The sequence below is a fragment of the Halorubrum salinum genome (genome assembly GCF_024494575.1).
Classification (GTDB): domain Archaea; phylum Halobacteriota; class Halobacteria; order Halobacteriales; family Haloferacaceae; genus Halorubrum; species Halorubrum salinum.
The window spans coordinates 65,169-90,536 of record NZ_JANHDO010000005.1 but is presented as its reverse complement, the minus strand read 5'-3'; the positions used below and the strand labels follow the sequence as shown (position 1 = coordinate 90,536).

The window sequence follows — 25,368 nt, the reverse complement described above, 5'->3', positions numbered from 1 at the left end:
CGCTCGGATCGACGAATGGCGGTTCAGCGGCCGTCCGAACCCGACTCGTCCGGCGTCTCGTCGGCCGCCGACTCGTCGGCCGCCGACTCGTCATCCGTGTCGGATCCGGCGTCGCCGACGGAGATCCTGACGGGGTCCGCGTCGCCTTCGGGTGACTCGCCGCCGAGCCGACGGTCGAGGTTGAACACGGCGTTCAGCTCCTGTTGCACGTCGCCGACGACGCCGCGGACCAGCTCGCTCGGGGCGATCGCCTCGTACTCGTAGGGGTTGTTTCCCGCCCCGCTCGCCTCGCGCTTGTCGCGCTCGACGGTCCCCTCGTCGTGGAGTTCGGCGAGCGCCTCTCGGACCGTGCTCGGGTAGAGCCCGGTGCCGTCGGCGACCTCGTCGCTCGTGCTCTGTGGGTTGTCGCGGAGGTAGACGTAGATCCGGGCGCGCGTCTCCGTGTCCAACAGCCACGAGAGGAGGTCGACGACGTTGTCGTCGAACTCCCGTACCGCCTTGTCCGCGCCTTCGCCGAGCCGCGCTTTGGTCTTGCGAAGCTCCTCGCGGGTGCGTTCCGTCGGGGACTCCTCGCCGTCGGCGTCGTCCGTGGTCATGCCCGAATCTGGGGTCCGCTCGCTCAAAAGGGTTTCTCGTCGTTTCTGCGACGACGGAACCCGGCAAGTCGGTGGCGCGGGCTACGGTGAGACGATCAGGTCGTCACACAGCGCGTCGACGCCCGCCTCGTCCCGGAGGCGTCGTTGGCGCGCCGACCCGCTCTCCGACTCGTACACGTCGCGGATGCCGGATATTCCCAGTCGGTCGCACTCGGCGTCGACCACCTCACCGAGCGATACCGTCGACTCGCCGTCCCGGTCGACGAACGACGCGTCGTGGCCGTGGCGGATCGCCCGCCACTTGTTCTCGTCGAGGAGCTCGCGCCGGAGCGGATCCGCCGAGCGCTCCCCGTCCGCGTAGCGCTCGGCGTAGTCGACGACGAGCGCGTGGACGTACTCGGCCAGAGCGAGGGTGATTTCGGGGTCGCGCTGGGCGTCCGGCGCGCGGACCTCGACGGTCCCGTGGCCGGTGTGCGGCCGCACGTCGAACCAGAGTTCGCCGCGGTCGGCGATGGAGTCCGTCTCGACCATCCGGCGCTCGTACCGCTGAAACGCCTCGAAATCGGCGAATGCCGACGGAATACCGGTGTTCGGGAGGTTCTCGAACACCTTCGCGCGGGCCGACGCGAGCCCGGTGTCGAAGTCGTACCAGTAGGGGGAGTTCACAGACAGCGCGAGCAACACGGGACAGTGCCAGCGGAGCCGGTTGGCGACCCACACCGCCTTGTCGGCGTCGTCGACGCCGACGTGGACGTGCAGCCCCGCGGTGAGGTTCCGGTGTTGCGGGTACTGGATTCGGTCCAGTTGGGCCTGATACCGAGGTTTTTTGACGTGTTCCAGCTCCCGCCACTTCGCGGTCGGATGGAGCCCCGCCGCGGCGATCTGGTACCCGTCGTCGGCCGCGTGGTCGACGAGGGCGCGGCGCACGGTCGAGAGGGCCGACCCGGCGTCGCTCGGGTCCTCGATGAGCGGCGTCTGCGCCTCGATGGTACAGGTGAAAAGCTCGTGGTCGAACCCCTCTGGGATCTCCGGCGGGGGGTCTCGCCCGTAGACGAGGTCGTCGGTTCCGGAGGTCGGGCGGCCCTCGGCGTCCACGATGTAGAACTCCTCTTCGATGCCGAGCGTCCCCATCCGAGCGAACGCGTCCCGCGAACCGAGGTCCATTACCCGCCTGTTCCGCCCCCGCGCTCTTATATCGATTGGAACCCGAAACGCAGGGCCGGTGCCGCGAAATGAGACCCGGGCCGCCGGCGCGCACGAACGCCTCGCTCGCCGCCGTCCCGGGGTCGTCCCCGGTTACCCGAGGACGTATCGGAGCTTCGGGAACCGCTCGACGAGCGCCTCGCCGCCGACCTGAATGCGCTCGATGTAGGCGTCGAGCCCGAGGATCCGACCCGCCCCGAACGCCGCGACCGTGAGGAACACGACCGCGTACACGAGCGTCGAGTCGAACAGCGCGAGGGCGTCTCCCGACCAGCCGCCGAGGTAGAACAACAGCATCTGGGCGGCCCCGCCGAGTGCGGCCAGCCGGACGAACGCGCCGACCACGAGCGCCGCGCCGATGAGCACCTGCGTGGCCGGGACGAACACGTTCGCGAACTCGACGAACCACGGCGTCGACGCCATCGCGGCGTACAGGCCGCTGACCGGGCTCGCCGACCCGACGTTCGCGAGGTAGCCGCTCGCGTCGAACGGCCACTCCGCGAGCTTTCCGAGCCCCGCGAACAGGATCATCCCGCCTATCGTCGCCCGCAGTAGAACGATGAACAGCGCCGACAGCGAGTGTGCCTTCCCGAGCAGCGTCACACCGCCGAACTCCCCGCCGAACTCGTTGGTCGCGTTAGTTGACATAGTGTCTCTCCTCACTTGCGAGTACGACGAGTACGAGGATAAACCCGGACGCGAGTTCCCTTTCGAAGAGAAACGGGTCGATCGCTCCCCCGGTCGGCGGGGGTTTTATATTCGAGAGCGTGTCTGTGCCGGCGTTTCACCACGCCTCGCCGCTGGCGAGGTCGACGTCGGCGTCGGGTTTCGCAGAGGGACAGAGGTCGGCGAGCACGCAGTCGCCACAGTCGGGGTTCCGCGCGGTACACACCGCGCGGCCGTGGTCGATCATGAGGTGCGTGAACTGCTGCCAGTCGCTCTCGGGGACGACGTCGAGGAGGTCCCGCTCGATCTTCTGCGGGCTCTCCTCCTCCGTGATTCCGAGCCGACGCGTGAGCCGCTGGACGTGGGTGTCCACGACGATTCCCTCGACCACGTCGTGGCCGTGCTGGAGGACGACGTTGGCCGTCTTGCGGCCGACACCGGCGAGGTCCGTCAGCTCCGACATCGTGTCGGGGACCTCGCCGTCGTGTTTCTCCGCGATGTCCGCGCACGCCGAACGGATGTACGACGCCTTGTTGTTGTAGTAGGTGATGGAGTTTATCGCCTCCGCGAGCTCCTCTTGCGGGGCGTTCGCGTAGTCCTCGGGGGTCTCGTACGTCTCGAAGAGGTCTGCACACACCGCGTTCACGCGCTCGTCCGTACACTGCGCCGATAGTATCACGGCGATGAGAAGTTCAAGCCGGTTCGAGTAGTTGAGCGAGATAGTAGAGTCGGGATACTCCTCGTAGAGCCGGTCGAGGACCTCCGCGACCTGTTCGTCCCGCGAGTCGAGTGGCGTGCCCATGTCAGTCACTCCGCCCGGTCGACATTGAACGATCCGGATGCAGGCGACCGTCCGCGGCGCGGCTCCCTTGGGCCGCGCCGCGGACGACGGAGTCGTGCCCGGACTGTGACCCGACAGATTCAGGCCCGGTCCGCGACTGGATCAGTCGTGTCCCGTCCCGGTGACGCCGACTCCCGCCCGCCCGTCTACCGTCGCCGCACGCGCGAGTTCTACTCGCTGTGGATCGCGGCGACGACGACGTACGGCGTCGGCGACGTCGTCTCGACCATCGCCTTCCTTCGGTACGTCCCCGCCGTCAGCGAGGCGAACCCCCTCGTCGCGGGCGCGGTCGACGCGTTCGGTCTCGGCGGGCTGGTCGCGCTGAAGATCGCCGTCTACCTCGCGATGCTCTGGATCAGCGTGCAGGGCGCGAACGAGGGCGACGCCCACCTCTATTATTTTCCCCCGATCCTCCTCACGCTCGTCGGCGCGATCCTCACCGCGAGCAACCTCCGTCTGCTCTGGCTCGCGTGACCGCGCCCGTGGCGTTTTATTCGATGGCGACGAACGGCCCGCATGGAGACGGAGACGACCCGTCAGCGCATCACCGAGGCCCTCCGTGAGGGACCGGCGACCGCGAGCGACCTCGGCGCGTCGCTGGCGCTGCCGACGCCCGTCGTGTACGACCACCTCGACCACGTCTCGCGGTCCGTCGCCGACAGCGACGCGTCCGAGCAGTTCCTCGTCGCGCCGCCGGAGTGCCGCGCGTGCGGGTTCGACGGGTTCGACGACCCGGTCAACGAGCCGTCGCGGTGTCCCGACTGCAAGAGCGAGCGGATCGCGGAGCCGCGGTTCGTGATCCGGTGACCCCCGACGGGCGGGCGAGTCGGCGCGCGTCGTCCGACGGCCACGACGCGGTTCGATCGTTTACAGTTCGTCCAGGAGCGTCCGGGCGGCCGCGGACGACGACCCCGGCCCGCGGGCGGTTAGCAGGTCGCCGTCGACGGTGACGCTCTCGTCGGCGTCGAGTTCGGCGTCCCAGTTCGCCCCGGCGAGCACGACCTCGTCTTCGACCCAGTAGGGGAGCTTTCGGCCGTCGGGCAGCACGTCCTCGTCGTCGACTATCCCCTCCTCCCACTCGTTCGGGAAGCCCGTGACGTCGCGTCCCTCCACGAGCGGCGTCCCGTCGGCCTCGCGGGTAAAGGCGAGGATGCCGACCGCGTGACAGACGACGAGCGCGACGCCGTCGTCGCCGGCGACCGCGTCGAGCAGGAGCTGGCGGGCGTGCCGGTCCTGGTTCACGTCCCAGACGGTGCCGTGGCCGCCGGGGAACACCACGGCGTCGTACCCGTCGGCGTCGACGCTCGCGAGCGGGGCTGGATCGGTGAGTTCCGGGTGGGTCTCGTCGACCTCGCGGAACTCGGCGGCCGCTTCCTCGCCGCCGGCCGCGTCCGGCTCCAGCGAGCGCTCGTCGACGACCGGCGGCGACCCGGAGGGCGTCGCGACCGTCACGTCGACGCCTTCGCTCTCCAGGGTCGACAGCGGCTCGATACACTCCTCGGCCCAGTACCCCTCCTCGCTCACGACGAACAGCGCGCGTGTCATGTGTCTCGTCGTTCACGCGCTCAGCATAAAAGGACCCCGCGACCGGCAGCGACGTGGGGTGACGTGAGTCGTATATCCCGGCGACGGAGGCGGCGCGGCGCGCGTTCGGTGCTCGCGGGGGCTCGGCTCTCGCCGGAGCGCCCGGATTAGTACTCCTCGTACGCGAGGTTCATCATCCACTGCGAGAAGGCGTCGGCCTGCGGGTCGACCTCCTCCTCGCCGATGAACGGCGACAGCATGTCGCCGGCCATCAGAAGCGAGAAGTCCAGGTCGCGGGGCGCGGGCTCCAGGTAGTAGGTGTTGTGGCCGTCGTAGACGGTCTCCTCGCGCTGGATGAGCCCGGACTCAGCCAACGCCTCCGCGATGCGGCTCCCCTTCCGCGAGGAGACGTCGAGTTCCTTCCAGAAGTCGCTCTGATGGATGCCACCGGTCTCGCGGATGAGGTCGAGGCCGGCGCGCTCGTCGGGGGACAGGTCGGCCTCGAGTTCGGTCGCGCTCATACACTCACAGCCGCCCGCGAGTCGCTTAAAACTGGCTTTCCGCGCCGTCGGCGGCGGCAGTGCCGAATCCGGCCGGAAGCGACACGGGCGCCGGCTCAGTCTCGCAGGGCGGGCCGTCCGCGTACGCGAACGCGGGATCGGAGCCGGTCCGGATCCGCGTGAACGACACCGTCCCGAACCCGTCGCCGTGGAGACACGCTCCGTACTCGTGGTCGGAGAGGACCTCGCCGGCGCGGTCGAGCCACGCGCCCCCCGACTCCCCGGAACCCGGCGCGAGCGCGTCGGCGACCGACCGCGCGCTCTCCGCGCGTTCCTCGCCGAACTCCCGTCGTCGCTCGGGGACCGCGAACCGTTCCGTCCCGTTGATCACGCCGCCGACGTTGCCGACGACGTGGACGCCGGGATCGAGTCGCGTCGCCGTGAGCGCGCCGTCGTACGCGAGCAGGAACGCCGACCGCGCGTCGGCGAGTACGAGATTGAATCCGTCGTACATACGCGCGTCCGTCTCTCGTTCGACGATGCGACGGGCGTCGAGGGCGGAGTCGGCTTGGAGGCAGTCGCGGACGAGCAGTCCGCGGGACCGGTCCCCGTCGCGGTCGGTATCGAGCCAGCGGTTGGTGACGGCGACGACGAGGCCGCCCTCAGTGAGGCCGATCCACGTCCCGCCGGCCTCCGCGTCGCGCGGGGCGACGTACCGGCCGGCCTCGGCGGCGTCGGCGGGAGCGCCGGCGGCGACAGCCGGGTCGGTGTCGGCGTCGGTGGCGACAGCGGTGTCGGCGTCGGTGGCGACAGCGGTGTCGGCGTCGGTGGCGACAGCGGTGTCGGCGTCAATGGCGTCGGTGGCGTCGGTCTCGCCGCCGCGGATCGCGGGCGGCTCGGCCGGGCGGTCCAGCGCCTCGTCCCGGTTGGCGGCGAGCGCGACCGGCGCGTCTTCGAAGGCCCGCCACGCGAGCGTCAGCGTGCACACGATACCGGCTACGCGGGAGCGAGGGAAAATCCCGCGGTTGGTCCCCGGAGGGGGCAGTCAGCTGAGCCATTCTTTACTCACAACAAAAGAAATCTTTTGGTGGGTGGCCGCATACGCCGGCGTATGAACGCGATCGCCGTGTACGAAGGGGCCGACGAGCCGGTCGTGACGGAGAGGCCGCGACCGGAGCCCGCACCCGGGGAGGCGCTCGTCCGCACGCTCCGCGTCGGGGTCGACGGGACGGACCACGAGGTCATCGCCGGCGGGCACGGGGGCGCGCCGGAGGGCGAAGACCACCTCGTGTTGGGTCACGAGGCGGTCGGCGTCGTGGAAGACCCGAACGACACGCCGTTCGAGGCCGGCGACGTCGTCGTGCCGACGGTCCGCCGGCCGCCGAACGGCGCGAACGAGTACTTCGCCCGCGGCGAGCCCGACATGGCACCGGACGGCGAGTACCACGAGCGCGGCATCGTCGGCGCACACGGGTTCATGGCCGAGTACTTCACCAGCCCCGCGGAGTTCCTCGTCGAGATCCCGCCGGCGCTGGCCGAGTGGGGGTTCCTCGTCGAACCGATCTCCATCGCCGAGAAGGCGATCGAACACGCCTACGCCAGCCGGTCAGCCTTCCACTGGGATCCGGAGTCTGCGCTAGTGCTCGGGAACGGATCGCTCGGGTTGCTTACGGTCGCGACGCTCGACGAGTCGTTCGATCGGGTCCACTGTCTCGGCCGACGCGAGCGACCGGACCCGACGATAGAGATCATCGAGTCGCTCGGCGCGACGTACGTGAACTCGAACGAGACGCCGGTGCCCGACGTGCCGGACGCCTACGAGCCGATGGACTTCGTCTTCGAGGCGACCGGCTACGCCCCGCACGCCTTCGAGACTATCGAGGCGCTCGCGCCGAACGGCGTCGGCGCGCTGCTCGGCGTCCCCGCCGACTGGGAGTTCGAGGTCGACGGCGGGCGGCTCCACCGCGAGTTCGTGCTCCACAACAAGGCGCTCGTCGGCAGCGTCAACTCGGGGTACGAGCACTTCGAGGCGGCCGTCGACTCGCTGTCTCACTTCGATCCTCGATTTCTCGACGATCTCGTCACCGGCGTCCACGGGCTCGACGAGTTCGAGGCCGCGTTCGCGGATGACGACACGACTATTAAAACGGCGGTCGAATTCGACGTATATGAAGAACGTTGACGACCTGATAGACAGCGCGGCGGAACTCGCAGAGCGGGGCCTCTCGAAGGGAGAGATCGCGGACGAACTGAACGTCTCGCGCGAGACGGCGAGCTGGCTCGTCGAGCGCGCCGGCGGGAACGACACCGCGGAGACGGCGGCGTCCGCGTCGACCGCCGACATCCACGTCGACTGGTCGGCGCTCGGCCGGGACTCGACCCGGCTCCGGTACGCCGCGAGCGCGATGGCGGACCTGCTGGCCAAAGAGGGCGAGGAGGTCGATCTCACCGTCGGCATCGAGAAGGCCGGCGCGCCGCTCGCGACCGCGGTCGCCGGGCAGCTCGACACGGACCTCGGAACGTACGCGCCCGCGAAACACCAGTGGGAGGAGGGCGACATCGACGAGCACGGCGGCGGCTTCTCGCGCAACTTCGCCGGGATCCGCGACCGCGACTGCTACGTCGTCGACGACATCATCACCTCGGGGACGACGATGCGCGAGTCGATCGACGCGATCCGCGATCAGGGCGGCGAGCCGGTCGCCTGCGTCGTTCTCGTCGACAAGCGCGGGTTCGACGAGATCGACGGCGTGCCCGTCTACTCGCTCGTCGACGTCGTGCGGGTCGACCGCCAGGAGTAGGTCCGCGACTGCGCGGCCGGGGCGCGCGGTATCGATTGGGATAGTCTCCGTGGCTGTGCGGAACCCATTTGCCTCGCCGTCGCGTACGGGCCCTCATGACGTTCAGTCCCGAAGCCGACGCCGACGCCGAGGAGATCGAACAGCGCGTCGAGGAGACCATCGCCGACAACGACGTGGTGCTCTTCATGAAGGGGAACCGGCTGATGCCCCAGTGCGGCTACTCACAGCGCGCGGTCGAACTCGTCTCACAGCACGTCGAGGAGTTCGAGACGGTCGACGTGCTCCCCGCGCTCCCGCAGTACCGCGAGGCGCTCGAATCCCACAGCGGCTGGGAGACCATTCCGCAGACGTTCGTCGACGGCGAGTTCGTCGGCGGGAGCGACGTGCTCGGCGAACTGGAGGAGCGCGGCGAGCTGGCCGCAGAACTCGGAGCCGAGTGACTCACGCGGATGACGTCGCGCGGACCGCGCTTGCGGGCGCGGCCGAGACGCGACAGCGCGTCCGAACGGTGATGCTCGAAGGGTAGGCCATATAAACCCACGGCACCTACATCGGGTAGGTGCAGCCGTTGCCGCTGTCGGTCCGACGACCGGCTCGACCCCACCTCACCCACCCAACAATGACAGGCCGCGTGTTCAGACTTCATTCGACGCTCGAACTGCCCCTCGAAGACGTTGAGACGTACTTCGAAGAAGATCCCGATCTGCCCGCGGAGATCGACGACATCGACATCACGCGTCGAAACAACACTCTCATCATCAAAGCCCTGTCCGACGACGAATCGATAAGCAAGTACACCCCGACGGCACAGCTCAAGGCGTCCGTCACGGAGACCCGCGTGTGGGAAGAGGAGCCGCCGCGCGCCGGCGGCCCGCAGTGGATGGACGACGAGGAAGAGGAGATCCCCTCCGAGCTCGTCGAGTTCGCGTGTTTCAAGGGTGACCGCGAGACCGTCCTCCAGAACTCCGCGCTCCAGTATCCCATGTTCCTCGTGCTCCGCGAACTGGCGCTGCTCTCGGAGAAGGGCACCCTGACCGCGATCACGGAGGCGGGTGACGATCTGGAGGCGACCCGCATCGTGGAGGGTGAGGCCCGCCCGGCGAGCATCGAAGTCGTCGAGAGCCCGCAGGGAGCGGGCGACGGGGACGGCGGCGTCAACTGGCGCGACAACGAGTTCATTTCGGACTGACCGGCTGCTAGAACGGTCGCGCGGTTTCCTGCGGCCGAGGCCGGCCGACGTCTACGAGCGTGACGAGAGCATCTCTGTCGCGACGTCGGCGAGGTCGGCGGCGTCGACGCCGCGAAGCCGCTCGTCGCCGAGTTTGAGCCGGAGTCGCGGGCGACCGACGTCGATCGGAACCTTCTCTGTGTCGACGAGTCCCGCGTCTTCGAGCCGCGTCTTCGTCCGTGAGAACGTCGCCTTCGAGGCGATACCGACGTCTTCGCCCCACTTCGAGATGTCGTAGAGGAGCACGTCGTTTTTCGCGGCCACGAGCAGCGAGGCGGTCACCTCGTCGATAGCGTCGGAGCCGCGGGCGGCCTCGACCGAGGCGAGGAGCGCGTCGAAGTCGTCCCGCGTGGCCGCGTCGATCTCGGCCGCCATCGTCTCGCGGACGCGGCTGATCGCCGGCGTCCGGAGGTCGTACTCCGCGGCGTCGTCGAAGGCCGCGCGGTTGGTCTCGAACACTTCGCCGACGAACTCGGCGTCGTCGGTCGAGAGCGCCGCGACGCGGTCGTCGGCGCTCACGAGCACGACGAGCTTCGACGGCGACACGAACAGGGCGTTGTCGACGTCGTCGGGAAGCAGGCGTATTCCGAGCGCCTCGTCCGCGACGAGGTCCGCGGCCGTGGACGCGGCGAGGAAGTCGTCCATCACGCTCGCGAGCTCGCTGTCGGCGGCCAGCATCGACATCGACGGCAGGTCCTCACGGGCTGTGGCCGCCTCGATCAGCGCCGCGATCGTCTCCGCCGACGGGTCGACGACGACGACTTCCTCGTCGTCCCCGGCGAAGGCCGCGTCGAGGACGCGTTCCACGTCGGCTTCCAATAAATTCGATACCATAGATGTCTTCGAATAAATGGCACATGCATATTTAATATTAACGGGAAGCGGCGAGTGAACAACCGAGAATAGCGTCTGAGCGGGGCGAACACGGCGGATCGACGGAGTTCGTAGCGCGGCCGGAACGCCGCGCCGCCGCCGCCCGTGCGACCGATCCTCGTCCGGCGGCGTTACGCAAGGATTAATGCGCGATCGGACCGGCGTTCGTGCATGGACACAGAGCACGTCCGGGAGGTCGATCCGGCGGTCGCCGACGCGCTGGCCGGCGAGCGCGACAGGCAGGAGCAGACCCTCGCGATGATCGCGAGCGAGAACCACGTCAGCGAGGCGGTCTTAGAGGCGCAGGGGAGCGTCCTCACGAACAAGTACGCCGAGGGATATCCGGGGTCCCGGTACTACGCCGGCTGCGAGTACGCCGACGACGTAGAGGAGCTGGCGATCGAACGCGCGACGGAGCTGTGGGGCGCAGACCACGTCAACGTCCAGCCGCACTCGGGGACGCAGGCGAATCAGGCCGTCTACTACGCGGTGTTGGATCCCGGCGACAAGATCCTCTCGTTAGATCTCACTCACGGCGGTCACCTCTCGCACGGTCACCCGGCGAACTTCACCGGACAGATCTACGACGTCGAGCAGTACGAGGTCGACCCCGACACCGGCTACATCGACTACGACGGGCTGCGCGCCGCCGCGGAGTCGTTCGAGCCCGACATCATCGTCTCCGGGTACTCCGCGTACCCGCGGACGGTCGAGTGGGACCGCATTCAGGCGGCCGCCGACGCGGTCGACGCCTACCACCTCGCGGACATCGCTCACATCACCGGGCTCGTCGCCGCCGGCGTGCATCCCTCGCCGGTCGGGATCGCCGACTTCGTCACGGGCTCGACTCACAAGACGATCCGAGCCGGCCGCGGCGGGATCGTCATGTGTGACGAGGAGTTCGCCGACGACATCGACAAGGCCGTCTTCCCCGGCGGACAGGGCGGTCCGCTCATGCACAACGTCGCCGGCAAGGCGGTCGGGTTCAAGGAGGCGTTAGAGCCCGAGTTCGAGGCGTACACCGAACAGGTCGTCGCGAACGCTCAAGTCCTCGCCGAGACGCTGCAGGACCACGGCCTCTCTCTCGTCTCCGGCGGGACCGACAACCACCTCGTGCTCGCCGACCTCCGCGACTCGCACCCGGACCTCCCCGGCGGCGACGCGGAAGACGCGCTCGCGGCCGCGAACATCGTCCTCAACGGGAACACGGTTCCGGGCGAGACGCGGTCGCCGTTCAACCCCTCGGGGATCCGCGCCGGCACCGCCGGGCTCACCACTCGCGGGTTCGACGAGGACGCGATGGCGGAGGTCGGCGACCTGATCTACCGCGTCGTCGACGACGTCGACAGCGACGACGTGATCTACGAGGTCGGCGAGCGCGTCGCCGAACTCTGCGAGGAGTACCCGCTGTATCAATAGCCACGGAGACACGCGAGTGGTCCCGGGTCGCTCCCGGCACCTCCCGCGGCCGACCGAATCCGTGCGTACAAAGTAGGGGCGTCTCCGACTGGTCGACATGGACGCCCCGTCGTTCCTCTCGGACCGCCTCGACCGCGCCGCCGCGCCGCTCCTGATCGGGGACCTCCTCGCGCTGATGGTCATGCTGACCGTCGGCACGCTCAATCACACCTCGGTCGGGTTCCTCACGGCGAACCCCCTGTACCTGCCCGGCGTCTACGCGCCGTTTCTGATCGCCTGGGTCCTGGTCGCCCCGCTGGTGGGCGCGTACTCCGCCGGCGCGGCGGAGACGGCGAAGTCGTCGGTGCCGCTCGCGGTCCGGTCGTGGATTCCGGCCGCCGTTCTCGCGCTCGCGCTCCGCGCGTTCGTCTTCCGCGGGGGCGCTGAACTGAGCTTCGCCGTCGTCATGCTCGTAGCCGGATCCGTGTTCCTCGGCGGCTGGCGCGCGCTGTACTTCCGGGTGCGGTAGGCCCGTCGCGTCCGGCTGCGCTCCGCACCGCTCGTGCTTCTCGACTCCGTACGACCCGTTCCCAGAGCCGACCTCGCAGTTCTCATCGTCCGATGCGATTCTATAAGTTATGCGTTGATTTTCCATACTTACTCTCAGCGTAACGAAAAACCACGAAAAAAATTTAATAGTCGTTTTGCCCTAGATCGAAGCGAGCATGACCGGGTACTACGACTACGTCCTCGGACTCATTCCGGCCGCACTGATCGGCGTGACCGCGGCGCTCTATCTGGTCGGGGTGCCGACGACGGCTGCGCTGCCCGGAGGCGCGCTCGTCGCGGGGACGATAATGGCCCACGCGATGTTCGTCCGGGCTCCGATTCGGCCCGCGGACGCCGGTGCTCGGTCGAACCCGTAGGAAGCCTCGACCGGGGACTCGGACGGCGTGTCGAGGATATCCGGCGGTACGTCGAACTGACTCCCGGTTCCCGTAGGGTGGCTCTGTTGAAGTCCTATTCTTCAGGCACATTCTCTTCTGAAACAGCCGATCGATGAGCGCTGCGAACGGACTCTCAAATGAACGTTTGTTCTATCATCAAAATTATACAGAATCAAGGAGAATACCTGCGCCTTTAGGCGCAGGATGAATCCGACAACTCCTACGCACTCCACCGTCAATAGCAAGGCCGGATATTCCACACCAACCGGCACTATTAACAAAACAGTATCCATAACCAGTTATGAAGCCAGAAATGAGTCGAACCATCCGAACCTTCGAGGCCACCATCACGAACCAGCAACAGGTTCGTGACGACCTCGATCAACTCGGATGGGCGGCCTCAAAACTCTGGAATGTCGGTCGCTACTACACGCAAGAACAGTGGGATGAAACGGGCGAGATTCCCGATGACGGGGAACTCAAAGCTGAACTCAAACGCCACGAACGCTACACGGACTTGCACTCTCAATCCAGTCAGCGCGTTCTCGAAGAACTCGCTGAAGCGTTCAACGGCTGGTTCGGCAAGCGTCGGAACGGCGACGACCGTGCCCGACCGCCCGGCTACCGCAAGCACGGAGACTCCCATCCACGCTCCACTGTGTCGTTCAAAGCGGCTGGCTTCAAGCACGACGCACAGTTCGCCCGTGTCCGCCTCTCGAAAGGCCGTAACCTCAAAGAACACCGTTCAGACTTCATCTTGTGCGAGTACCAGACGCGCCCGGATGTTGACCTGACCGAGTGGGACATTCAACAGGTTCGTGCCGTCTACAATCGAGATGAGTGGCGGCTACAATTCGTCTGTCGAACCACTATCGACCCGGAACCACCGGGCAACGAAGTGGCTGGTGTTGACTTTGGAATTTGCAACTTTGCCGCCGTCTCGTTCGGCGGGGAATCGGTGTTGTATCCCGGTGGCGCACTCAAAGAGGACGAATACTATTTCACGAAGAAGCGTGCCGAGACGGACGATTCGGCTTCACGCGAAGCGAAGCGTCTTGACCGAAAACGCACCGCTCGCCGGACACACTTCTTACACGCCCTCTCGAAAGCGATCGTAGAGGAGTGCGTCGAACGCGATATTGGTACGCTTGTCGTTGGTGACCTCGGTGGCATCCGAGAAGACGACGAGACTGGTGAGTCTCGAAATTGGGGCGACCATGGGAACTTGGACTTGCACGGGTGGGCGTTCGATCGGTTCACGACGCTACTCGACTACAAGGCGGAAGCCGAGGGCATCGACGTGGAGTTGGTGTCGGAGCGGGATACATCGAAGTCGTGTTCAGCATGTGGTCATACGGATGACAACCAGCGTGCGGAGCGTGGACTGTACGTATGTGAGGAGTGCGACACGGTGGCGAACGCTGATGTGAATGGTGCGGAGAACATCCGACAAAAGGTACTCCCGAGTCTCGCCACGGATGGCGGTGATAGGGATAACGGCTGGTTGGCACAGCCAGCGGTTCGCCTGTTCGACCGCAGCGTGGGCAGTTTTGCCCCGCGAGAACAGGTCGTGAACCGCGAACCGTAATATCCCAACTCAGCGGTGCGGTACCGTGGGATTCCCGCGTCTTCAGGCGCGGGAGGATGTCAATCGCGGCTAGTTACTAATCGAGGCTATGAATCGGAGATGTGTTCTCTCGGCTATCGGAACGTCAACACTTGCCCTTTCGGGGTGTTTGGATAACCGTACTGAAGGTGGGACGGCCGAGGACTCCGGATCAACTGACGGGCGTTCGGTTACGATTGCGCTCACACACGTGGCCGGCGATGAAGCGATCAGTTTCAGTTACAACGTTCATCGCTCGGAGATTACTGAAGAGTCTCCGGCGGTGATCGAACTGATAGCGAAAAACGAGACGGAAAGTGAAATCGAGTACGGGACCGGTGCCCCGAGCCCATTCGGAGCGCTTTACGATCCAGATTCGCCTGAAGCAATTTTATGGACCGAGAAGTACGTCGAGAGTCAACACGTAGAGACGGACGGCCGTCGGATAACCGGAATGAACGATATCGGGATCAGTGTTAGGCTCTCTCCCGGGGAGTCTCGATCTGAAACGTATGAATTTACCGCCTCTCCGGGGAGCTATTCGATACAGCGGACCGGAAACCCCCTCACGCTCGGAGGCGAGACGTACGAGTTAGATATCACCATTTCGGAGACATGATCCCTCGTCAATACCTTCTGTTGACCGATCGTTCTCTCCCGTCGATTGGCCCCTGTTCGTACCACATTCGTGCCCTGTATTCAGCGGGACGCCGAGAACGGATCACCAATTGAGGATTCAAACGGAGCCTGTAGGGTTTAGTTCGCGGGGCTCGACGTTCCGACCATGACCGACACGCTGTTTCTCACGAGCGCCGACGTCGACGACCTCGCTGAGCCGGCGGACTACGTCGCGGCCGTCCGCGACGGCTACCGGCAGGTCGGCGAGGGCGCGCCCGCGGAGCCGCGGACGCTGCTTCCCAGCCGCGACCCCGCCGGCATGTTGACGACGTACGCCGCGATCCTTCCGGAGACGGGCGCGATGGGCGGGTACACCTACTCGGCCGGGTTCGGCGCGCGCGACGCCTGGTTCATGACGCCGCTCTTCGACGCCGACTCGGGCGAGCCGCTCGCGCTGCTCGACGGGGCGTCGATGAACCCGTTCAAGACCGGCGCGGCCGGTGCCGTCGCCGTCGACGCGCTCGCCCGCGAGGACGCCACCGAGATCGCCGTGATCGGCAGCGGGGCGCAGGCCCGGGGACAGCTCGCCGCGACCGCGACGGTCCGGGCGTTCGAGTCGGTCCGCGTCTTCTCGCCGACGGCGGAGAGCCGGGAGGCGTTCGCCGACGCGTTCGACGACCGCCTCGACGCGACCGTCTCGGCGGCGGAGAGCGCCGGGGCGGCGGTCGACGGAGCGGACGTGATCGTCACCGCGACGACGGCGAGCGACCCCGTGATCGACGACGCCGACGTCGCGCCCGGCGCACACGTCACCGCGATGGGCCAGTACGATCCGGACAGAAACGAACTGCCGCCCGAACTCGTCGCCCGGGCAACCTACGTTCCCGATATCCGCGAGCGGGCGACTCAGGACGCCGGCTCCTTCCTCGCGGCGCGGTCTGCCGGCCTGATCGGCGACGACCACGTCGCGGCGGACCTCGGCGAAGTGGTGGCCGGTCGTCACCCCGGGCGGACGAGCGACGGGGAGGTCACGGTGTTCGACTCGGGCGGGACCGGGATCGAGACCGTCGCAGCCGCACACATGCTCTACGAGCGGGCGAGCGAGGCGGGACGAGGGAAAACGATCGAGTTCGCGCCCGCGAGCGAGGCGCTCACCGGCGAGTGACGCGGGTCAGAGCACTCGCTTGCCGAACGCGCTCGCGGCGAGCTCCGTCGCGAGCTCGGCCGTCTCGTTGTGTTGATCAAGTGTGGGATTCACCTCGACGAGCTCCATCGACCGCAACGAGCCCGTCTCGTCGACGATCTCCATCGCGCTGTGGGCCTCTCGGTAGGTGACGCCGCCGCGGACGGGCGTCCCGACCCCGGGCGCTTCGTTGGGGTCGAGCCAGTCGAGGTCGAGGCTGACGTGAACGCCGTCGACGTCCGCGGCGGCGGTCGCCATCGCCTCCTCCGTGACGGTTGTAATCCCGCGCTCGTCGATGTCGGACATCGTGTAGACGGAGAAATCGCGCTCTCGGAGGAGGTCCGCCTCCGCACCGTCGACGGACCGAAGGCCGACCAGGGCGACGTTCTCCGGAGAGAGGCCGGGTGCGTTCGCCCACTCGGTGTCGGCGAACGCCCCGATCCCGAGCGCGGCCGCGAGCGGCATCCCGTGGACGTTCCCCGACGGCGTCGTCGTCGGCGTGTTGAGGTCGGCGTGGGCGTCGAACCACACCGCGCCGATCTCGGCGCCGCGCGCCGACCCGGAGAGGGAGCCGATGGCGATCGAGTGGTCGCCGCCGAGCGCGAGCGGGACGCTCCCGTCCGCGAGCGTGTCGCTCACCTCCTCGGCGAGGCGACCACAGACGTCCGCCGTCTCGCGGAGGAACTTGGCGTTCCACTCGCTCGGAGTGTCCGCGTCCGGATCGCGCTCCTCCGCGCGGGGGACGGCGAGGTCGCCCGCGTCGACCGGGTCGATCCCCGCGCTCACCAGTTGATCGGCGAGGCCGGCGTACCGGATGGCGGACGGCCCCATGTCGACGCCCCGCCGGTTCGCCCCGTAGTCGGTCGGCGCGCCGATGATCCTGACTGTGGTCATACCCGAACGCCGGACGCGCCGACGCTTGAATTGTCGGGTTCGGGAAGTGAGCGTACCCTCGGACCTCGGCTACCGCCGTGTCCGCCTCGCCGAACGCCCACCGTTTTCACGCTGGGAGTCGAACCGCGGAACATGAGCGACGCCGCGGGTGATCCCGCAGACGGCGTGGAGTCCGAGAACGGGACGGCCGACGACGATGCGGAGTCGACCGAGTACGATCCGACCGACATCGATCCCTCGTCTATCACGCCGATGGCGGGACTGATCGTCGTCGCGTTCACCGGAGCCGTGATCGGGCTGGTCGGAGCCGCGGTGTCGCTCGTCGTCGCCAACCTCGGACTGGCGCTCGTCGGCGTCGGCGTCGTGGTCGCGCTGTCGAGTCCGATCGCGTACGTCCGGCTCCGCAGACGGTACGGAGGCTAGCGGTGCGTACGTGTTTTTATAACGGGGTTCCATCGCATTTAAGCGGTACCGACCTGTATTCGGTCGTATGTCATCGATCGAACTCACATCGAGTCAGAAGAGCATCCTCTCGGCCCTCATCAACCTGTACGGGGAACAGGAAGACGCCGTCAAAGGCGAGGCGATAGCCGAGGAGGTCGACCGCAACCCGGGCACGATCCGGAACCAGATGCAGAGCCTCAAAGCTCTCCAGCTGGTCGAGGGCGTACCGGGGCCGAAAGGCGGCTACAAGCCCACCTCGAACGCGTACGAGGCGCTCGACATCCAGCGGATGGACGAGCCCGCAGACGTGCCGATCTTCCACGAGGGCGAGGAGCTGACCGGCGTCAACGTCGACGGGATCGACCTCTCCAGCGTCCACCACCCCGAGCTGTGCCGCGCCGAGATCCACGTCCAGGGCTCCGTCCGCGAGTTCCACGACGGCGACTCGGTCACGGTCGGCCCGACGCCGCTCTCGAAGCTCGTCATCGACGGCACGGTCGACGGGAAAGACGACACCGCGAACGTCCTCATCCTCCGCATCGACGACATGCGAGCGCCCGACGAGCCCGCCGAGCACTGACCGCGGAGCACACCGTCGTCTCCGACGAGAGCGATCCGCTCCGCCGTACACGACCAGACTGACTTCTCCCTCGACTTTACCAGAACCAGACCGCCGTTCACAGCACGCGTCGACTGGAGGCGGCGGCGTCGCTTGATCTCACGTGAACACGACGGGTAGTCGCGTCACCTGCCGAACATCGGTCGCGTGCGTTCGATCGGGTGCGTTCCCCGTCTCCTACATGTCGCCGAACGCGCTGACGCCGCGCCCGGTCGAGGAGACCTTGGCGATCCAGCGCGTGGCGATGGCCTTCTTGAGGAGCTTCGCGGGCGTGCCGCCGAACGTCTGGATCGGCATTCCCATGACGTCGTGTGCGACGGCCTCCTCGCCGACGGAGATGACGGTGCCTTTGTCCTCGTGTGTCCACGACTTGAGAGGCGCGCCGCGGGCGGCGCGAGCGAGGTTCTCGCCGGCGACTTCGGCGGCCTGCCACGCGGCCTGCGCGGTCGGCGGGGCCACGTCGTCGTCCCCCTGCTCGACTAATGCGGTGTCGCCGATGGCGAACACGCGGTCGTCGCTGGTGGTGAAATCGGAGCCGGCGTGGACGCGGTGTGACCGCTCGTCCTTCTCGACGTCGACGTCTTCGATCTCCGGCTGCCCGGTGATGCCGCCGGTCCAGATCAGCACGTCGTAGTCCAGTTCCTCGGGCGCTTCGTCCTCGCCGCCGCCGAGGTAAACGGTGTCCTCGTCGGCCTTCGAAATGAAGTCCCCGGTGCGGATGTCGATGTCGGCGTCCTGGACTCGCTGACGCAGCGCGCCCTGTATCTGCGGGTCGTTGTTGGGGAATATCTCGTCGAGCCCCTCGACCAGCGTGATCTCGATCGGCGCGCGGTGTTTGTCGCGGTACTCGGCGATCTCGCCGGCGGTCTGGATGCCGGAGAGGCCGGCACCGCCCACGATGACCTCGACCGGCTCGGAGCGCGTCGCCTCCGCGGCGGCCGAGCGGACGTCCTCGTGGATCGCTTTCGCGTCGTCGAGGCCCTTCAGCTGGTGGGCGTTCTCCTCTAACCCCTCGATGCCGAAGAAGGCCGTCGTCGAGCCGACGGCCAAGAGGAGGTAGTCGTAGTCGACGGTCGTTCCGTCGTCGGTCTCGACGACGCGGTCGTCGACGTCGACGTCGACGACGCGGCCCTGCACGAACGCCGATTCGGGCGATTTGATCTCGTCGACGGGGATCGTGATCTTGTCTTCGACCGCGGGGTTGCGGATCGCGCGGTGGACCTCGTGGAGCACGAGGTGGTAGTCGTGTTCGGATATCCAGGTGAGTTCGGCCTCGCCCTCGCCGACCTCGTCTTCGAACGCCTTCACTGCCCCGGCACCGGCGTACCCGGAGCCGACGACGACGATCTGGGTGGTCATGCCTGTCAGTCCGACGCGCGCGGGTAAAGTCGCTTTGGAACGGTCGCGATTCGCCCGACTACAGCGACAGCCCGGCGTGCCAGCGGTCGGCACCGGCCTCGCGTTTGACCTCGTCCATGCGGGCGAGAAGCGCCACCGCGAGACTCGCCGTCTCGGACGCGCGCGACTCGCCCTCGGTCCTGAACTCGCCGGTGACTCGGTTGGCGTAGACGGAACAGACCGCGCCGGCGCGGAGGCCGTAGACGCTCGCGACCGTGAGGATCGCCGACGCCTCCATCTCGATGTTCTTCACGTTCGCCTCTCGCAGTTCCGCGACCAACTCGGCCGACCCGGCCGCCTCGAACCCCTCGAAGCCGGGGCGGCCCTGCCCCGCGTAAAAGGAGTCGGCGCTCATCGTGACGCCGGTGTGGTAGTCGTATCCGAGCCGCTCTGCGGCGGCGACGAGCGCGGAGACGACCTCGCCGTCGGCGGCGGCCGGGTAATCCTCGCGAACGTACTCGTCGCTGGTTCCCTCCTGTCTGACCGCGCCGGTCGTGATGACGAGGTCGCCGACGTCCATCTCCGGCCGGATCGCGCCGCAGGAGCCGACGCGAACGAAGGTGTCGACGCCGACGCGAGCGAGTTCCTCGACGGCGATGGCGGCGGACGGCGAGCCGATTCCGGTGGAGGTCACGGAGATCGGCGTACCGTCGTAGCTCCCGGTCGCGGTGCGGTACTCGCGGTGGGAGGCGACCTCCTCGGCGTCGTCCCACAGCCCGGTGATCGTGTCGACGCGCTCGGGGTTTCCGGGAAGGAGGACGGCGTCGGCGACGTCGTCCGGTCCCACCTCGACGTGGTACTGCACCTCGTCGCCGGGATCTTCGCTGTCGCCGGGGCTCGCGCCGCGCTCGTCAGTCATGTCCCCGGACCTTCGCCGAGACGTTTAAAAGGCGTTCCGGCTCGGAGAGCGGTTCCCGATCGGGGTGTCCGCGCGGACGGCCGCGCTCCGAACTCACCGGTTCCGCGCGTCGTCGAGCGTGCCCTCGTGTATCGCGTTCGGGAGCAGTTCGCCGAGCGTGTACTCGCTCGTCTCGCCGTCGCCCTCGTCACAGACGACGACGAGGTCGGCGGCGGCGAACTCGGCGAGCGTCTGTCGGCACATCCCGCAGGGGGTGACGCCGTCGCGCACCCCGGAGGAGACGGCGATCCGGTCGAACTCTCGGTGGCCGTTCTTCACCGCCTCCGCGACCGCGACCTCCTCGGCGTGGAGGCTGTTGGAGTAGTTGGCGTTCTCGATGTTACAGCCCGTGTACACGGTTCCGTCCGCGGTCCGGAGCGCGGCACCGACGCGGTACTCGGAGTACGGGACGTGCGCGTCACGGAGCGCGTCACGGGCGGCGTCGATCAGGTCGTCCATGTTAGAAGGGGTCGGGCGGCGGGAGGATAACGGTGGTGTCCCGTCGGTGGGCAGGCGTCGATCGAGCGGGCCGCCGCCGCACCGCGGCGGTCACCTGCCGGCGATCCCGAGCGCCTGTATCGTCGGGAGTTCCCAGCCGTACGCGACCGCGGCGAGCCGCGTCCCGACGGTCACCGCCGCACACACCGCGGCGGCGGTGCTCCCCGGAAAGCCGACGGCGGCCACGAGCCAGTACGCGCCGCCGCCCAACACCGCACAGCTCGCGTAGAAGTCGTCGAAGAGGATGAACGGCGACCGGTCGAGGAGGATGTCGGCGAACGCGCCGCCGCCGACCGCGTTGATCGTCGCGACGGCGACGACCCCGAACGCCGACACCCCCGCCCCGGTGGCGACGATCGCCCCTGTCGTGGCGAACGCGCCGAGGCCGATCGCGTCCGAGACGACCGTGATCGGATGGGTGTCCGGCGACGCGAGCACGACGCGCAGCGCGACCGCGAAGCCGACGCCGAGCAGTCCGAGCCCGATCTCGATCGGCGACTGCAGCGCGAGCGGCACGCGCGCCACGAGGAGGTCGCGCGTGACGCCCCCGACGAACGCCATGGCGAGCCCGACGACCGTGATCCCGAACAGGTCGAACTCCTCGCGGATCGCCTTCGTCGACCCGACGAGCGCGAACGCGATCAGGCCGACCGTGTTCATCACGGCGAACGGGTCGCCGAAAAGCACCGTGGAGAGATCCGTCGTCACTGGTCGTACGTCGGCAGACGACCGTATTGAAGGCTGTGTTCGGGGTCGAAGCCGCGACGGCTGTCGGCTGCTGCGACCCCGTCCGCCTTACCGCCCGGTGTCGTACTTGTACGTCGCCGAGTCGGGGTCGATGCCGAAGTCCTCCGGCGACTCCACCGTGTCGTCGTCCGCGGCGTCCGCGGGCTCTGCGGCCTTGAACGCCTCGCGGAACCGGTCGGGCATGGAGAACTCGCGGTCGGCGAGTTCGAGTCCGGTGACGCCGCCGCCGAGGAACTCTCGCTTCTCCGTCAGCCGGTCGGAGAGCGCCGGCGGGAGGTCGTCGGTGTCGACGCGCTCGAAGCCGAACTGGGTCAGATACTCCGGCTGGTCGGTGAGCACGTACACCGTCTCGAACCCCTCTGCGTCGGCGGTGTCGACGAGCCGCTCGACGACGTGCGCGCCGACGCCGCGGCCGCGCCACTCGGGGAGCACCCCGATCCCCGTGAGTTCGATCCGGTCCGCTTCGTCGTCGTCGCCGCGGTGGAGACGGAGCCGACCGAACCCCGCGCGGTCCCCGGAGTCCTGATCGACCGCGATCACGTAGTCCCGCGACCGGAAGGCGACGTCGTCGAGCCCGAGCCGCTCGATCGCGTCCAGTAACCACGCCTCGTCACGGTTCTTGGCGTCGCGGACGTACATACCCGAACGTACGCGGGGGCACGTAAAAACGGTTCCCCGGAGCGGATCGCGGGACGGGCGAGGCGTCCATCCCCGACAGTCGGCTCGTCAGAGACTCAGATTCCCTGTCCCATCAGGTGGCTCCGGAGCACGTCCGGCGTCTTGAGCCCCGCGTCGCTGTTGACGAGGACGACCGTTTCGTCGCCGTCGAAGAAGTCGTCCTCGGCGAGCGCCCACGCGCCGGCGGGCGCGGCACCGCCGGTCGCGCCCATCTCCATGACCTCGTTCTGCGCGACCGCGACCGCGCTCGCGAGCACGTCCTCGTCCTCGACGCCGACGGCCGTTCCGCCGCTCTCTCGGATCGCCTCCAGCGCGGCCGCCCCGCCCGCCGGGTCGGCGATCTCCAGCTCGCCGCAGATGGTGTCGGGCGTCTCCCACGGTTCCGGCTCGTCCAGACCGCGCTCGAACGCGGCGGCGATCGGCGCGCAGCCGGCCGCCTGCGCCGCGACGACCTTCGGGACCGCCTCGATCGCGCCGACCCGCTCCAGCTCGCTGAATCCCTTGTACACGCCGGCAACGACCTCGCCGGTGCCCGTCGGGACGACGACCACGTCGGGAGCCGCATCGAGGTCGGCGACCAGCTCGAACGCGAGCGTCTTCACCCCGTCGTGGCGGTACGGCGTCGCGAACTCGCCGAGGTCGGTGTAGTCGGTCTCCAGCTGGTCGTCGACCGCCTCTGCGGCGTCCGGGAACCGCCCGCCGACCACGCGCATGTCGCCGCCGTGAACGTTCGTCATCGCCTTGTTCGAGAACGCGCAGCGGGAGGGGACGAAGGCGTACGACCGGAGGTCCGCCCGGCCCGCGTACGCCGCCATCGACTGCCCGGCGTTGCCGGGACTCGCACACGCGAGCGGCTCCACGTCCGCGCCCGCTTCCGCCCGAGCCGCGACCGCGGTGAGCGCGACCGAGAGCCCGCGGTCGAGCACGGTGCCGGTGGGGTTCCGGCCCTCGTCTTTGACGTACACCGCGTCGACGCCGAGCTCGTCTGCGAGCCGCTCGGTCGGCACGAGCGGCGTCGATCCCTCGCCCGCGGAGAGCGCCTCGTCGGCCGGGAACGGAAGGAGGTCGTCGAAGCGCCAGTGGCCGCGGCCGGCACCGGCGGGGCCGTCGCGCGCCGGCGCGAGCAGCGCCTCGGGGTCGACCGCGTCGTAGTCGTAGGCGGGGTCGAGCCCCCGCGCCTGCTCGTCGTCGGGAACGGTCGTCGGGTCGGCCGTCTCGTGGACGCGTCCCGACGCGCGGCTCGCAAGCCCGCGGAACGCGGCCGTGGTCTCGATCGGCTCCGTCGAATCCATACCCGCCCTTTCGGCGGCGGCGACTAATCGCTTCCCTCTCGGCGGTGCGTCGCCGCACCCGACTCGCTCGACCGGGCGGTCGCCGCCGCGCGAGCGGTCGCCGCCGCGCGAGCGGCCGTGGCTGCGCGAGCGGTTCGGTCGTGACGGACCCGACCGCCGGCTCGACGGACGCACCTTTTAGGTCGTCGGGCGTTCCGCACTCCGTATGATAGACCGGCTGCTCGGTCGGGCCGAACTCAAAGAGCGGATCGCGGAGCTCGAGGAGGCGAACCGCCACCTCGAACGCCGCGCCGAGGCCGAAGAGGAGCGGCGCTCCGACGCCGTCGCCGACCGCCAGCGCGCCGAAGAGCGCGTCAACGAGCTCGAACACCGGATCGAATCGCTGGAGGAGCGACTGGAGCGAACGGGCGGCGACGAGGCCGCGGTCGAGTACCGCCGCGTGAGCGACGCCCGCGGCGCGCGCCTCGACGACGCGCTCGACAGGCTTCGGGCGATAGAAAGCGACGACCCGGAGGGGCTCCTCACGGCGTTCGTCCCCGACGCCAACGCCGTGCCGGAGAGCGTCTCCGACTGGTTCGGAGAGCGGACCGCGCTGGTGCGGCGGGCCGCCCCGGCCGTGGTCCTCGCCGACGACACCGGTGCGGTGAGCGCCGCGATCACGCCGCCGGTCGAGCCGGCGGCCTTCGACCGATGGGACGACCGGTTCCGGCTGGAACGGTCGTGGTTCCGGCCGGCCGGCACGCTCGTCTTCGCCGTGGTCCGTTCGGACACCTTCGCGCTCGGCGTGTACGAGGACGGCGACCGCGTCGACTTCGAGGGATTCACCTCTGAGGTGAAGTCTGCGCACTCGAAGGGCGGGTTCTCGCAGGGGCGGTTCGAGCGCCGGCGTGAGGGGCAGATCGAGGAGCACCTCGACGACGCGAACAGCGCGATAGCGGCGTACGCGGACGGGACGGAGTCCGCCGCGATCGACGCCGACCGAGTCATCGTCGTCGGCGAGCGGAGCGTCCTCGGTCGGGTCCGCGAGCACGCCGACGTCACCGACGTCTCCGACGCGACGGGAAGTCCGAAGGAAGCGCTCGACGACGCGTTCCGCGACTTCTGGACGGCGCGAATACACGCGATCTGAACGCATCGGACCGAAACGGGGCGCGTCGGGCGAGTTAGAAAGGCGCGTCGGGGCCCTCGTCGGTGTCGGAGGCGTGGCCGCCGGTGTCGCTGGCGTCGCCCCCAGCGTGCTCGCCCGACGTGGCGACCAGGTCGCCGTCCTCGCGTCCCCAGGCTTCGAGCCCGCCGCGGAGGCTCTCGACGCGCGCGTCCTGCGCGTCGGCGTAGCTCCCGATCAGCTGTGCGGCCTGCTGGCTCGCGATCCCGTGGGGACAGACGGTGACGACGCGAGACGCGCCCGAGAGTTCCGTGATCCGAGTCGACAACTCCGGGAAGGGAATACACTCGCTTCCCGGGATGTGCCCGCGGTCGAACGCGCGCCGGTCGCGGATGTCGACGATCCGCGTCTCGCGACGCTCGCCGTCGGACAGCGACGCGAGGTCGTCGGGGTCGATCTCGTCGACCATCAGGGGAGCGGACAGAGGCTCGCCGTGACCACGGCGCGCTCGTCGGTGTCGTTTCTGAGCCCGTGGACGACGCCGCGCTCGTTCGGCACCACCGCCGGGGCCGCGAGCGGTTCGGCGTCGTCGCCGCGGACCACGGTCGGTTCCCCCTCGATCACGTGGAAGACGTTCGTCGCGTCGCCGTGCTCGTGCGGGTCGATCGCGGCCCCGGGGCCGAGGACGAACGCCTTCACGAGCACGTCGTCGGTGACGACCAGTTCGGCCGTCTCGACCGCGCCCGGGTCGGGTCGCAGGTCGTCGACGGCGTCGGCGTATCGGTCTATCGTCATGGCCGTCCGTCCGCGG

The 25,368-nt window shown here is 68.3% G+C and carries 32 protein-coding genes; 15 read left to right on the top strand and 17 right to left on the bottom strand.

The features are described 5' to 3' along the window. Nucleotides 1-23 precede the first annotated feature (23 nt). The 4 genes from NO930_RS12760 to nth form a co-directional block, all read right to left on the bottom strand. The gene (locus tag NO930_RS12760; protein WP_256403747.1) at nt 24-596 is read right to left on the bottom strand and encodes a winged helix-turn-helix domain-containing protein; all 573 of its coding nucleotides are present in this window, start codon (nt 594-596) and stop codon (nt 24-26) included. Nucleotides 597-677: 81 nt separating this feature from the next. After that, on the bottom strand, nt 678-1,760 hold the full coding sequence (locus NO930_RS12755) for a glutamate--cysteine ligase (RefSeq protein WP_256403746.1): 1,083 nt from the start codon (nt 1,758-1,760) through the stop codon (nt 678-680). A gap of 132 nt (nt 1,761-1,892) precedes the next feature. Beyond that, on the bottom strand, nt 1,893-2,447 hold the full coding sequence (locus NO930_RS12750) for a DoxX family protein (protein ID WP_256403745.1): 555 nt from the start codon (nt 2,445-2,447) through the stop codon (nt 1,893-1,895). Nucleotides 2,448-2,583: 136 nt separating this feature from the next. Next, complete coding sequence (gene nth, locus NO930_RS12745; RefSeq protein WP_137784058.1) at nt 2,584-3,267, bottom strand: endonuclease III; 684 nt, start codon at nt 3,265-3,267, stop codon at nt 2,584-2,586. A gap of 147 nt (nt 3,268-3,414) precedes the next feature. Between nth and NO930_RS12740 the strand changes: the two genes are divergently transcribed. Both NO930_RS12740 and NO930_RS12735 read left to right on the top strand, forming a co-directional pair. Next, nucleotides 3,415-3,780, top strand: a complete 366-nt coding sequence (locus tag NO930_RS12740) for a DUF5658 family protein (RefSeq protein ID WP_256403744.1) — start codon at nt 3,415-3,417, stop codon at nt 3,778-3,780. A gap of 42 nt (nt 3,781-3,822) precedes the next feature. Further along, nucleotides 3,823-4,113, top strand: coding sequence for a transcriptional regulator (locus NO930_RS12735; RefSeq protein ID WP_137784980.1), 291 nt, complete (start codon nt 3,823-3,825; stop codon nt 4,111-4,113). 60 nt (nt 4,114-4,173) lie between these two features. Here the strand turns inward: NO930_RS12735 and NO930_RS12730 are convergent, their stop codons facing one another. The 3 genes from NO930_RS12730 to NO930_RS12720 all read right to left on the bottom strand — a co-directional run bounded on the left by NO930_RS12730 (nt 4,174) and on the right by NO930_RS12720 (nt 6,318). Then, the gene (locus tag NO930_RS12730) at nt 4,174-4,851 is read right to left on the bottom strand and encodes a type 1 glutamine amidotransferase domain-containing protein (protein ID WP_256403743.1); all 678 of its coding nucleotides are present in this window, start codon (nt 4,849-4,851) and stop codon (nt 4,174-4,176) included. 146 nt (nt 4,852-4,997) lie between these two features. Next, nucleotides 4,998-5,351, bottom strand: a complete 354-nt coding sequence (locus NO930_RS12725; protein ID WP_256403742.1) for a helix-turn-helix transcriptional regulator — start codon at nt 5,349-5,351, stop codon at nt 4,998-5,000. 25 nt (nt 5,352-5,376) lie between these two features. Beyond that, nucleotides 5,377-6,318, bottom strand: a complete 942-nt coding sequence (locus tag NO930_RS12720) for an NRDE family protein (RefSeq protein ID WP_256403741.1) — start codon at nt 6,316-6,318, stop codon at nt 5,377-5,379. Between the two features lie 123 nt (nt 6,319-6,441). On the opposite strand from NO930_RS12720, the gene NO930_RS12715 reads away from it, so the two are divergent. The 4 genes from NO930_RS12715 to NO930_RS12700 all read left to right on the top strand — a co-directional run bounded on the left by NO930_RS12715 (nt 6,442) and on the right by NO930_RS12700 (nt 9,320). Then, on the top strand, nt 6,442-7,512 hold the full coding sequence (locus NO930_RS12715) for a glucose 1-dehydrogenase (RefSeq protein WP_256403740.1): 1,071 nt from the start codon (nt 6,442-6,444) through the stop codon (nt 7,510-7,512). Then, entirely contained in the window at nt 7,499-8,131 is a 633-nt protein-coding gene (gfcR, locus tag NO930_RS12710) for a transcriptional regulator GfcR (protein ID WP_137784626.1), read from the top strand. Before NO930_RS12715 ends, gfcR begins: the two co-directional genes overlap by 14 nt. A gap of 95 nt (nt 8,132-8,226) precedes the next feature. After that, nucleotides 8,227-8,571, top strand: a complete 345-nt coding sequence (locus NO930_RS12705; RefSeq protein ID WP_092562134.1) for a glutaredoxin family protein — start codon at nt 8,227-8,229, stop codon at nt 8,569-8,571. Between the two features lie 179 nt (nt 8,572-8,750). Further along, nucleotides 8,751-9,320 carry a DUF7110 family protein gene (locus tag NO930_RS12700; RefSeq protein WP_256403739.1) on the top strand — a complete coding sequence of 190 codons (570 nt, stop codon included), beginning with the start codon at nt 8,751-8,753 and terminating at the stop codon, nt 9,318-9,320. A 51-nt stretch (nt 9,321-9,371) separates the two neighbouring features. Here the strand turns inward: NO930_RS12700 and tbsP are convergent, their stop codons facing one another. After that, the gene (tbsP, locus tag NO930_RS12695) at nt 9,372-10,193 is read right to left on the bottom strand and encodes a transcriptional regulator TbsP (RefSeq protein WP_137784405.1); all 822 of its coding nucleotides are present in this window, start codon (nt 10,191-10,193) and stop codon (nt 9,372-9,374) included. A gap of 210 nt (nt 10,194-10,403) precedes the next feature. Between tbsP and glyA the strand changes: the two genes are divergently transcribed. The 6 genes from glyA (at nt 10,404) to NO930_RS12665 (ending at nt 15,966) form a co-directional block, all read left to right on the top strand. Next, complete coding sequence (glyA, locus tag NO930_RS12690; protein ID WP_256403738.1) at nt 10,404-11,651, top strand: serine hydroxymethyltransferase; 1,248 nt, start codon at nt 10,404-10,406, stop codon at nt 11,649-11,651. A gap of 97 nt (nt 11,652-11,748) precedes the next feature. After that, nucleotides 11,749-12,159, top strand: a complete 411-nt coding sequence (locus NO930_RS12685) for a DUF3054 domain-containing protein (RefSeq protein WP_256403737.1) — start codon at nt 11,749-11,751, stop codon at nt 12,157-12,159. A gap of 196 nt (nt 12,160-12,355) precedes the next feature. Beyond that, nucleotides 12,356-12,556, top strand: coding sequence for a DUF8015 family protein (locus NO930_RS12680; protein ID WP_137783600.1), 201 nt, complete (start codon nt 12,356-12,358; stop codon nt 12,554-12,556). A gap of 334 nt (nt 12,557-12,890) precedes the next feature. Next, entirely contained in the window at nt 12,891-14,165 is a 1,275-nt protein-coding gene (locus NO930_RS12675) for an RNA-guided endonuclease InsQ/TnpB family protein (RefSeq protein ID WP_137783601.1), read from the top strand. Between the two features lie 88 nt (nt 14,166-14,253). Further along, nucleotides 14,254-14,802: a DUF8130 domain-containing protein gene (locus NO930_RS14190; RefSeq protein ID WP_486608191.1), complete on the top strand. Its 549-nt coding sequence runs from the start codon at nt 14,254-14,256 to the stop codon at nt 14,800-14,802. Nucleotides 14,803-14,967: 165 nt separating this feature from the next. Beyond that, entirely contained in the window at nt 14,968-15,966 is a 999-nt protein-coding gene (locus NO930_RS12665) for an ornithine cyclodeaminase family protein (RefSeq protein ID WP_256403735.1), read from the top strand. A 6-nt stretch (nt 15,967-15,972) separates the two neighbouring features. On the opposite strand, the gene rocF is transcribed toward NO930_RS12665, so the two are convergent. After that, entirely contained in the window at nt 15,973-16,878 is a 906-nt protein-coding gene (rocF, locus tag NO930_RS12660) for an arginase (RefSeq protein WP_256403734.1), read from the bottom strand. A 132-nt stretch (nt 16,879-17,010) separates the two neighbouring features. On the opposite strand from rocF, the gene NO930_RS12655 reads away from it, so the two are divergent. Together NO930_RS12655 and NO930_RS12650 are read left to right on the top strand one after the other, a co-directional pair. After that, nucleotides 17,011-17,301 carry a hypothetical protein gene (locus tag NO930_RS12655; protein ID WP_256403796.1) on the top strand — a complete coding sequence of 97 codons (291 nt, stop codon included), beginning with the start codon at nt 17,011-17,013 and terminating at the stop codon, nt 17,299-17,301. Between the two features lie 67 nt (nt 17,302-17,368). Continuing rightward, complete coding sequence (locus NO930_RS12650) at nt 17,369-17,902, top strand: Rrf2 family transcriptional regulator (protein ID WP_137783847.1); 534 nt, start codon at nt 17,369-17,371, stop codon at nt 17,900-17,902. Between the two features lie 216 nt (nt 17,903-18,118). On the opposite strand, the gene NO930_RS12645 is transcribed toward NO930_RS12650, so the two are convergent. From NO930_RS12645 to NO930_RS12620, 6 genes are all read right to left on the bottom strand, one after another. After that, a complete protein-coding gene (locus NO930_RS12645; RefSeq protein WP_092561888.1) occupies nt 18,119-19,300 on the bottom strand; it encodes an NAD(P)/FAD-dependent oxidoreductase in 1,182 nt (393 codons plus the stop codon). 58 nt (nt 19,301-19,358) lie between these two features. Beyond that, complete coding sequence (locus NO930_RS12640; protein ID WP_256403733.1) at nt 19,359-20,198, bottom strand: nucleoside phosphorylase; 840 nt, start codon at nt 20,196-20,198, stop codon at nt 19,359-19,361. A 93-nt stretch (nt 20,199-20,291) separates the two neighbouring features. Then, nucleotides 20,292-20,696 carry a cytidine deaminase gene (gene cdd / locus NO930_RS12635; RefSeq protein WP_256403732.1) on the bottom strand — a complete coding sequence of 135 codons (405 nt, stop codon included), beginning with the start codon at nt 20,694-20,696 and terminating at the stop codon, nt 20,292-20,294. Between the two features lie 90 nt (nt 20,697-20,786). Then, a complete protein-coding gene (locus NO930_RS12630; RefSeq protein ID WP_303650559.1) occupies nt 20,787-21,395 on the bottom strand; it encodes a trimeric intracellular cation channel family protein in 609 nt (202 codons plus the stop codon). Between the two features lie 135 nt (nt 21,396-21,530). Continuing rightward, a complete protein-coding gene (locus NO930_RS12625; protein ID WP_256403730.1) occupies nt 21,531-22,121 on the bottom strand; it encodes a GNAT family N-acetyltransferase in 591 nt (196 codons plus the stop codon). A gap of 95 nt (nt 22,122-22,216) precedes the next feature. Next, nucleotides 22,217-23,452 (bottom strand): pyridoxal-phosphate dependent enzyme, encoded by a 1,236-nt coding sequence (locus tag NO930_RS12620; protein ID WP_256403729.1) that lies wholly within the window; start codon nt 23,450-23,452, stop codon nt 22,217-22,219. Nucleotides 23,453-23,657: 205 nt separating this feature from the next. Between NO930_RS12620 and NO930_RS12615 the strand changes: the two genes are divergently transcribed. Continuing rightward, nucleotides 23,658-24,581 carry a Vms1/Ankzf1 family peptidyl-tRNA hydrolase gene (locus NO930_RS12615; protein ID WP_256403728.1) on the top strand — a complete coding sequence of 308 codons (924 nt, stop codon included), beginning with the start codon at nt 23,658-23,660 and terminating at the stop codon, nt 24,579-24,581. Between the two features lie 34 nt (nt 24,582-24,615). Here NO930_RS12615 and NO930_RS12610 read toward each other — a convergent pair whose 3' ends face one another. Both NO930_RS12610 and NO930_RS12605 read right to left on the bottom strand, forming a co-directional pair. Further along, entirely contained in the window at nt 24,616-25,026 is a 411-nt protein-coding gene (locus NO930_RS12610) for a rhodanese-like domain-containing protein (protein WP_256403727.1), read from the bottom strand. Then, complete coding sequence (locus NO930_RS12605; RefSeq protein ID WP_137784818.1) at nt 25,026-25,352, bottom strand: cupin domain-containing protein; 327 nt, start codon at nt 25,350-25,352, stop codon at nt 25,026-25,028. The genes NO930_RS12610 and NO930_RS12605 overlap by 1 nt, the downstream gene beginning before the upstream one ends. Nucleotides 25,353-25,368: the final 16 nt, after the last annotated feature.